The following is an 8,913-nucleotide window of genomic DNA, read 5'->3' as shown; positions in this document are numbered from 1 at the left end:
CCGAGGAGTTGCCACCGCTGATCGACGCGCGACTCAAGACCAACGGAATCAACGCGATTGCCGGCAATTCCATGGGCGCAATGGGTGCAATGATGCTCGCCCAACGCTTTCCGGACATGTATCGCGGCGTTGCCGTGTTCAGCGGCTGTTATTCCACGATGGATCCGCTCGGCCGAACTGCCGTCCAGGCCACGATTTCTTCTCGAAGCGGAGATCCGGCCAACATCTGGGGTGTGCCAGGGGGCCCGGAGTGGGAGGCACACGATTCGTTGATCAACGCAGAGAAGTTGCGTGGCAAGGAAATCTACGTGTCGACGGCAAATGGTCGTCCCGGATCTGACGAGACGCTGCAGACTCCTGAACTGCTCGAGCGCCTGGTGATCGGCGGCGGCATCGAGGTTGCTGCGCACGCCTGCACCAAGATGTTCGACGCGCGGTTGCAGGAGCTGAAGATTCCGGCGCAGGTGGATTACGAGCCGAACGGCACACACGCGTGGGCGTATTGGCGTGAACGATTGCCGAAGGCGTGGCCGACTCTGTCCCGGGCATTGGGCGTCTGACGGTTCGACAACAGTGCTCGGGTTGTGGGTGCACCACAACCCGAGCGTTGGATCACTCGCAGGCGATGCCGTCGTTGTCCCGGTCGAGATGCGGGGCATATCCGTTCTGGCCCCGGTACAACGGAGCTGCGCCGGCGTTACGCACGGCAGTGCAGTTCTGGTAATACAGCGCCGGTGCGGGAGTGTTCTGCGGCGCCGGCGGGTTCTGGGGCGCTTGCGGAGCGGGCGGTGCAGGCGGTGCGAAGACTGGGGGGAGGAACGGCTGGACTGCGTCGGCAGAGCCAGTCGGAATCATGCGTGCGATCTCGATCGGTAGGAAATCGAAAACCGTGGATGCCTGAGCGGCGGGTGCGGCAACCAGAGTGATTGCGGCGCAACCTGCGACGCTGAATGCCAGACGGCGGAGCTTCATGTGACCTCGTGTTCAACTGGGCAGCCCTTCCACTTCGGAGGGCTGTGCCGGCTGAGCATACTGGTCATAACGACCAAATGGTCTATTTCGGTAAGGGTGAAACCTGGGGTGAAAAGCAGCGTCCCCGCACCGTATTGCTCGGGTGCGGGGACGCTGCTGCTGTCAGCGAGGGTTACGCGTCGACAAGTTCCTCGGCGAAGGGATCACCGTTGCGGGGAGCGTCGAAGCGCTCCTTGTCGAGGATTCCCTCACGCTTTGCGACGATGACCGGGACCAGTGCCTGGCCGGTGACGTTGACTGCGGTACGGCCCATGTCGACGATCGGTTCGACTGCGAGGAGCAGTCCGACGCCGGCCAAGGGAAGACCAAGGGTGGAGAGTGTGAGTGTGAGCATGACTGTCGCACCCGTAGTTCCGGCCGTTGCTGCCGAGCCGATGACCGAAACGACGACGATCAGCAGGTAATCGGTGAAGGTCAGCGGAACGTCGTAGAAGCCGGCGACGAAGATTGCCGCGATCGCGGGATAGATTGCGGCGCAACCGTCCATCTTCGTGGTGGCACCGAGCGGAACTGCGAACGAGGCGTACTCACGAGGAACGCCGAGGTTGCGTTCGGTGACGCGTTCGGTCAGCGGCAGGGTGCCGATCGACGAGCGTGAGACGAACCCGAGCTGAGTTGCGGGCCAGACACCGGAGAAGAAGCTTCGAACCGAGAGACCGTGTGCGGCAATCAGGATGGGGTAGACCACGAAGAAGACAATGGCCAGACCGATGTAGATGGCGGCGGTGAAGACGCCCAGCGAGCCGATCGCATCCCAGCCGTAGGTGGCGACAGCGTTGGCGATCAGCGCAGCGGTGCCGATCGGGGCGAGGCGGATGATCCACCACAGGACCTTCTGGACGATCGCGAGCAGCGAAGCGTTGAATTCGAGGAAGGGAGCAGCCTTGGGTCCGATCTTGAGTGCAGCAATGCCGATTGCGCCGGCGATGACGAGCAGCTGCAGGACGTTGAAGCTCAGCGATGTAGTCGCCACGCCTTCGGCGACGGAAGTCTTTGCACCCAACCCCAGGAAGTTGTTCGGAACCAGTCCGGTGATGAACGCCCACCACGAGCCGGAGCTCTTGGGTTCCTTCGCTGCTTCGGCGGCGACGTCGGTCCGTGAACCGGGATCGGTGATCAGGCCGACGATGATGCCGATGATCACAGCAATGAAAGCGGTGATCGCGAACCAGAGCAAGGTCTGGACGGCCAGGCGAGCTGCATTGGCGACCTGGCGCAGGTTGGCGATGGAGCTGACAATGGCGGTGAACACCAGCGGGATCACCGCAACGGTGAGCAGCTTGACGTAACTCGAACCGATGGTCTGCACGGTGCCGACCAACCAGTTGACGTTGCCGTCGGCTGCATCAGGCATTGCCCGGGCGACGAGACCGATGATGACGCCGAGTACGAGACCGGCGACGATCTGCGGTCCGAATGCCGTCGCCCAGGACGGAAAACGGGACGTGGACTTTTCCGGCACGCCGGTGGAGGTGGAGCTGGGCATGACTATGCCTTTCGAAAATCAAGGGAGCGAAACGCAGCGCGGCACCAGAGGCCGGGCAGATTCGAAGAAATGTTTCCTGGTACGCGTCAGGTCAGAGCGAGCGCGTACACATTGCGCTCGCCTGCAGGCGAAGGTCGACGTAACGCCGACTGGTCAGGAACAACACTGTCCACACACTACTCGCAGCTTCAACTACTCGATCCCGAGGGTCGCCGCGGGAGTTCGCTTCGTGTTCGTCGGGCGTGCCCCGATCAGTCACTGTTGGTCGGTTGACTAGTCTCGACGATCAGTAGGTGCCGCACCGGCGCCTAAGCGTCGGCAAGCGGAAGCGAGAGACCGATGAGCGTTCGGAATGCCGAGTACCCGCGTCCGAAGCATTTCCTGGTGCACCTCAGTGACACGCATCTGGTGGCTCAGGGGGAGTTGTACGACGCCGTAGATGCGTCGACGAGATTGCGGGAAGTGCTCAGCGGGATCGTGGCCTCGGGCGCACGCCCGGATGCACTGATATTCACCGGCGACCTGACCGACCAGGGACACCCCGACGCATACGCGGAATTGAAAGCCATCGTGGAACCCGTGGCGGCCGAGATCGATGCGCAGGTCATCTGGGCGATGGGCAACCACGACGACCGCTCTACTTTCAGGTCTCTGCTGTTGGGCGAGGACGCCACCGATCATCCCGTCGACAACGTCTACGACCTTGACGGACTGCGGGTGATCACCCTGGATTCGTCGGTTCCCGGTCATCACTACGGTGAGATCTCGGATCGTCAATTGGATTGGCTACGCACAGAATTGGCGGTGCCCGCGCCCGACGGAACAATTCTGGCGCTGCATCATCCGCCGGTTCCGTGCATTCAGGATCTCGCGGTTCTGGTGGAGTTGCGCGATCAGTCCCGGTTGGCAGACGTCTTGCGTGGCAGCGACGTCCGGGCGATTCTTGCTGGGCATCTGCACTATTCGACGACGGCGACGTTCGCCGGCATTCCGGTGTCCGTGGCGTCGTCGACGTGTTACACCCAGGACTTGAACGTGGAAGTCGGTGGTCAGCGTGGTCGTGACGGGGCTCAGGGGTGCAACCTGGTGCACGTCTACGACGAGACAATTGTTCATTCGGTCGTTCCACTCGGCGCGCACGTGACGGTCGGTGAGCCTGTCGACGCGGACGAGGGAGCCCGGAGGCTCAGCGCTGCCGGTATTCGAATCCTCGAGAGCGAAAAGGCGGCACGCTCGATCATCTGAGGTGGCAGGCGGTTTCCGGCACTCCGGCGCAGTTCTGGGCGATTGCCGGGCTGTCGCGTACTCACTACCGTCGAGGTAGGTGCAGAGCTCCAGCAACAAGGACCGGCTAGCTGGACGGCAACCCTTCATGCCGATGGGGTGCCCCGGAATCACACCTGGCGATACGCGTGGTGCGTGTCGCAAGCGGCAGTCGCCACGAGAACCGTCAGTCGGGTGCTGACGGTTTCTGCGGTCGGCACTGTGCGCTCCCGAGTAGTTCTCGAACAGGAGTATGCGCCGATGACCTCCACCCCCTCCTCTCATCTTGCTCCGTTGCATCTCGCCGTAGCGCTGGACGGTGCCGGTTGGCACCCTGCAGCCTGGCGAGAGCCGCACTCGCGCCCGAGTGAGCTGTTCAGCGCGTCGTATTGGACTGACGTGGTGACGACCGCCGAGCGGGGTCTGCTCGATTTCGTCACCATCGAGGACAGTCTCTCGGTGCCGGCCAACCCACTCGAGCCCGTCGACGACGCGGTTGATCGGGTGCGCGCTCGGCTCGACGCACATCTCGTGGCCGCCCGACTGGCACCGATCACGAGCAACATCGGCTTGATCCCGACCATCACCACCATTCACACCGAGCCGTTTCACGTGTCCAAAGCCGTTGCCACGCTGGATTACACCTCGCGCGGTCGCGCCGGATGGCAGGTGAAGGTTTCGGCGTCGGAATCCGAGGCAGCACAGTTCGGGCGTCGCGACATCCCAGCGCTCACCGATGCCGACCGTCAGTCGATCGTTTCAGGCGTCCTCCCGGACTTCGTGCGCGACCTGTTCGACGAAGCTGCGGAGGCGGCTGACGTAATCCGGCGACTCTGGGACAGTTGGGAGGACGACGCCGAGATCCGTGACGTGGAGCAGCGCCGGTTCATCGACCGAGACAAGTTGCACTACATCGACTTCGAGGGAAAGTACCTCTCGGTCCGTGGACCGTCGGTGACTCCGCGCCCGCCGCAGGGGCATCCCGTCGTTACCGCGTTGGCACATCAGCGGGTCGCGTACGAGCTGGCGGCGCGGACGGCCGATCTGGTGTTCGTGACGCCGTTCGACGACGAGCAGGTCACGGCAATCCTGGGTGAAGTGCGAGCAGCCGAAGAACACGTGCAGCGCACCGGCGAACCTCTTCGGGTCTTCACCGACATCGTCGTCTTCTTCGATACGCCGGAAGAAACCGGAAAGGAACGGCTCGCTCGCCTCGACGCGCAGGCCGGCGCCGAATACCGTTCGGACGCGCTGACCTTCACCGGCTCTGCTGCGGAGTTGGCGGATCTCCTGCTCCGGTGGCAGCAGTTGGGAATCGAAGGCTTCCGGTTGCGGCCGGGCGTCCTCGTGGACGACCTCGACGCCATCGCAGGTGAGCTGGTGCCTGAACTGCAGCGACGCAGCGTATTCCGCACCGAATATCCGCAGACGAATCTTCGCGGACTCCTTGGTCTACCCATCGACGTTCCCAACCGCTACGCCGCCGGTACTCCGGCCGCCTGACAGACGAGGAATAGATTCTCATGAGTTCTCAGAAGCGTAAGCAGGTCATCCTGGGTGCCTACCTCGGCGGCGTCAACCATCACACTGCGTGGTGGGATCCGCAGGCGGGCAGCCAGATAGAGTTCGATTCTTTCGAGCACACCGCTCGAACCGCCGAGCGTGGGAAGTTCGACTTCTTCTTCCTCGCCGAAGGCCTCGCCCTTCGTGAGCGTGCGGGACAGATTTTCGACCAAGACATCATCGGTAGGCCGGACACCTTCACGGTCCTTGCGTCGTTGGCGGCAGTAACCGAACACCTCGGATTGGCCGGCACCATCAACGCCACGTTCAACGAGCCGTACGAACTGGCCCGCCAATTCGCGACGCTCGATCAGTTGTCCGGAGGGCGTGCCGCCTGGAACGTCGTCACCTCGTTCGACGCATTCACCGGCCAGAACTTTCGCCGCGGCGGATACCTCGACCGCGCGCAACGATACGAGCGTGCGGAGGAGACCGTAGCGCTGGTGCGTGAACTGTGGGATTCGTGGCGAAGCGACGACATCGTGGCCGACAAGGCATCAGGGCGCTTTCTCGCGAGACCGGATGCCGGTGAATTCGCTTTTCATGGATCGCATTTCGACGTGAACGGCCGATTCACAGTGCCGCGTAGCCCGCAAGGGCGCCCGGTTATTCTGCAGGCCGGGGTGTCGCCGCAGGGGCGCGATTTTGCTGCCGGCAATGCCGACGCGATCTTCTCACCGTACGGTCAGTTGCCCGAGGCGGCCGATTTCTATCGCGATATCAAAGCACGTGCCGTCGCGGCCGGACGTGACCCGGGTGACATCAAGATCCTGCCGTCGGCGAGTTTTGTTCTCGGCACCTCGGAGGCAGATGCGATCGAGAAGTACCGAGAGATTCGCGACCAGCAGGTCACCGGCCAGACCGCTTTGGTTCTGCTCGAACAGATCTGGAATCTCGATCTGTCGAAGTACGACCCCGAAGGACCACTACCCGATATCGCTCCGGATCCCGAGGCTCCGCCGATCATCCAGGGCCGCGCCTTCATTCACCAAGATCGTTTCGCGACCGTCGCAAAACTGCGCGCGGTAGCCGAGAGCAAGAAGTTGAATCTGCGCGAAGTGGTGATCGATCAGTTCGAGCGTGGACCGATCGTCGGTACACCGCAGCAGGTTGCCGAGAAAATAGATTCGTTTGTCAGCAACGACGGTTCGGACGGATTCATCCTCGGGTCGCACCTCGTGCCGACCGGCCTCGACGAGTTCGTCGACGACGTGGTGCCGCTGCTGCAGGATCGAGGTGTTCTCCGCAGTGACTACGAAGGAACGACGTTGCGTGACAATCTCGGACTGCCCATCCCGGTGCAGCGGGAGCGTGCGACAGCACGCTGATCGACCGAAGTAGTAAGGGCCCAGCCGAAATCGGCTGGGCCCTTGTTTTGTCTAGGCTTCCCAGGGCGCCGGGATGGGGTAATAGCTCTCCAGAAACTCCGTGATCTTGCGTGTGCGAAGTTCCAGATCGATCTCCGGAGCGCTGCCGTCGTTGAGGCAGAAGAAGTCCATGGAGCGCTTGGCGAGCAGTGAGTCCATGTCGCGCAAACCGGCTTTGACCGTCGTATCGACGTACTTGACGGCTGCGGACTTCTGTACCACCGACCGTCCACTCATCAGTGTGTAGTAGTGATACAGCGAATTGGTCACCGAGATATTGGAACTCGCGCGGAAGGTGCTTGCTGCAGTGGCCGCGAAGTCTTCGGCGAACTCGCGTTCCATCTCGGCCATCACGCTTTTGCGTAGTGGCGTCGCTGCGTGCTCCAGATGCCTGGTGGTCATCAGACCGAAGCGGTCCTGGAGTAGCCGGCGGTTGACGCGAGCCGCATTCTCGAACCCGCTGCGGTCGTTGTCGTTGTGTCCCAATCCGATTCTGGTGTCGGCCTCGATGAACATGCTGATCCCACCGGGGGAGAAGAACATGTCCGGGCCAACGGGGCGACCGAAGAACATGTCGTCATTGGAGTAGAGGAAATGCTCTGCCAGACCCGGAATATGGTGCAGCTGGCACTCGACAGCTTGAGAATTATGGGTAGGCAACACACTTGGATCGGCGAAGAATTTTTCGCTGGGCATGAACGTGACTCGCGGATCGTCGGCAAGCCAGTCCGGACGATCGGAATCGGTTGCGACGAAGATCCGCCGGATCCACGGCGCGTACATGTGGATGGATCGAAGCGCGTATTTGAGCTCGTCGATCTGACGGAAGCGCGCTTCTGATTCGTCGCCCTCTCCGACGATGTAGTTCTGCATGCGCTTGGCGCGCTGAGCCTGAAACTCCTTGGAAGAGCCGTCGACCCAGGAAAAGACCAGATCGATATCGAAGCTGATATCGGAGGCATGATCGGCGAACATGTTCTCGATGGTCGGCCAGATCCGGCCGAATCGCTCGACGGTTCCTCGGACCGCTTCTTCAGGGAGGACGGTTCGTCGTGTCAGTGAGTTCTCGACGGGTAGGACGATTTCTTCGTCGGAAATCGACCACAATTCGATTTGAACGCCGATGTTCGCGCCGTAGTTCATACCGCTTGCGACGTGAACCCTCGGACGGAACAAGCGGAAGATCCGTGACTTGTTGGTTTTCGACAGGGCACCGTCCGCGACAAGGAGCGCTGGACTCTTCTTCGCGTCGACGGTTTTGGAATAGAAGGGTGCGTTGGCGCATCCCTCGACAAGTGCCTGCCGCAGGTTCTTGCGTTCCGTCCAGCTGACCGCGATGACCGGGCGCTCGTCGTTTCCGCGGACGAGCAGATACTCGATTCCTGCGGCGTCGAGGATGTCGCGGATGAAGAGGAGATCTTCGACCATCGCTTCGAGCGGCGTGGTGGTCGTGATCGCGAGGGCAAAACGATTCTTGAATCGGACGGTCTCGGGTAGCTCGCCCATCCGTGCGCGTGACGCGGCCGACGCCGGTTCCACGGGATTGGGGCTGTCCTGCTCCGGGGGTACGAAGTAGATGTCGTGCGGAGCGGGAGATTCTGTAATGGGATGCCTTCCGATTCTGATCCAACTGTGTATCTGTCGCCCCCGACGCTGCGAGAGCGTGGTGGCGACGAGCTCAGTCTATGCCGTCGGCGCCGAAAGTCGGACATGAGTGACGGGGATGGGTAGCGCGGGGCGAGTCGGGTACCCCGAGGACCGAAGCGAGAGTGAAGGAGGAGAACCGATGCGTGTGAAAGCGATGGTCGGAACAGGCGCGATGGCGGTTGCGCTGGCCGCCGGCCCAGTTGCGACAGCGTCTGCGGAGCGAACCGAGGCAGCGGGGTCGGAGGGTTCACCGGAGATGCTGACCTGCGAGGTTGTCTTCGATGCACTCGAAGATATGAGCCCGGAATGGACGGAAGAGGGGATCGATCAGGTCGAAGACTGGTGTGAGGCGATCACCGGCGAAGAAGACTGAGCGTCAGCCGCGCGAAATCACCCGTCGCGAGAGTCGCCACCGCCCATCTTCGAGTTCGAACTCGTCCGCGTAGCTCCCGACGCCGCTGAGTTCGGGCGACGTGGCTGTGTCGACGTAGAACGTCCACACCGCATCCGCGCGGGCTGTAGTTTCCGACATCACGTCCACGGCGATCGCCGTGG

Annotated in this window: 9 protein-coding genes and 1 riboswitch; of the genes, 5 read left to right on the top strand and 4 right to left on the bottom strand. The window is 62.1% G+C overall.

Annotated features, from left to right (window positions below; all coding sequences use genetic code 11):
- On the top strand, positions 1 to 560 hold a 560-nt coding region (locus ABX74_RS25920), incomplete at its 5' end, for an alpha/beta hydrolase (protein WP_047890014.1).
- 52 nt (positions 561 to 612) lie between these two features.
- Here the strand turns inward: ABX74_RS25920 and ABX74_RS25915 are convergent.
- Together ABX74_RS25915 and ABX74_RS25910 are read right to left on the bottom strand one after the other, a co-directional pair.
- Positions 613 to 972 carry an excalibur calcium-binding domain-containing protein gene (locus tag ABX74_RS25915; protein ID WP_047890013.1) on the bottom strand — a complete coding sequence of 120 codons (360 nt, stop codon included), beginning with the start codon at positions 970 to 972 and terminating at the stop codon, positions 613 to 615.
- 172 nt (positions 973 to 1,144) lie between these two features.
- Positions 1,145 to 2,518: a dicarboxylate/amino acid:cation symporter gene (locus ABX74_RS25910; protein WP_003940669.1), complete on the bottom strand. Its 1,374-nt coding sequence runs from the start codon at positions 2,516 to 2,518 to the stop codon at positions 1,145 to 1,147.
- 339 nt (positions 2,519 to 2,857) lie between these two features.
- Between ABX74_RS25910 and ABX74_RS25905 the strand changes: the two genes are divergently transcribed.
- The 3 genes from ABX74_RS25905 to ABX74_RS25895 all read left to right on the top strand — a co-directional run bounded on the left by ABX74_RS25905 (position 2,858) and on the right by ABX74_RS25895 (position 6,672).
- Positions 2,858 to 3,763, top strand: coding sequence for a phosphodiesterase (locus ABX74_RS25905; RefSeq protein ID WP_047890012.1), 906 nt, complete (start codon positions 2,858 to 2,860; stop codon positions 3,761 to 3,763).
- A 78-nt stretch (positions 3,764 to 3,841) separates the two neighbouring features.
- Positions 3,842 to 3,955: riboswitch (SAM riboswitch) on the top strand.
- Positions 3,938 to 5,284: an LLM class flavin-dependent oxidoreductase gene (locus ABX74_RS25900; RefSeq protein ID WP_020723661.1), complete on the top strand. Its 1,347-nt coding sequence runs from the start codon at positions 3,938 to 3,940 to the stop codon at positions 5,282 to 5,284. Its footprint overlaps the riboswitch before it by 18 nt.
- A gap of 20 nt (positions 5,285 to 5,304) precedes the next feature.
- Positions 5,305 to 6,672: an NtaA/DmoA family FMN-dependent monooxygenase gene (locus tag ABX74_RS25895; RefSeq protein WP_020970157.1), complete on the top strand. Its 1,368-nt coding sequence runs from the start codon at positions 5,305 to 5,307 to the stop codon at positions 6,670 to 6,672.
- Between the two features lie 51 nt (positions 6,673 to 6,723).
- On the opposite strand, the gene ABX74_RS25890 is transcribed toward ABX74_RS25895, so the two are convergent.
- Positions 6,724 to 8,217: a stealth family protein gene (locus tag ABX74_RS25890; protein ID WP_020970156.1), complete on the bottom strand. Its 1,494-nt coding sequence runs from the start codon at positions 8,215 to 8,217 to the stop codon at positions 6,724 to 6,726.
- A 280-nt stretch (positions 8,218 to 8,497) separates the two neighbouring features.
- Between ABX74_RS25890 and ABX74_RS25885 the strand changes: the two genes are divergently transcribed.
- Entirely contained in the window at positions 8,498 to 8,731 is a 234-nt protein-coding gene (locus tag ABX74_RS25885) for a hypothetical protein (protein WP_007729258.1), read from the top strand.
- Positions 8,732 to 8,734: 3 nt separating this feature from the next.
- Here ABX74_RS25885 and ABX74_RS30070 read toward each other — a convergent pair whose 3' ends face one another.
- Positions 8,735 to 8,893, bottom strand: a complete 159-nt coding sequence (locus tag ABX74_RS30070; protein WP_411269032.1) for a nuclear transport factor 2 family protein — start codon at positions 8,891 to 8,893, stop codon at positions 8,735 to 8,737.
- Positions 8,894 to 8,913 lie beyond the last annotated feature (20 nt).

Origin of the sequence: Rhodococcus sp. ARP2, assembly GCF_001029585.1 — a bacterium.
Classification (GTDB): Bacteria; Actinomycetota; Actinomycetes; order Mycobacteriales; family Mycobacteriaceae; genus Rhodococcus_F; species Rhodococcus_F erythropolis.
This window is presented reverse-complemented; position numbering and strand designations above follow the sequence as displayed.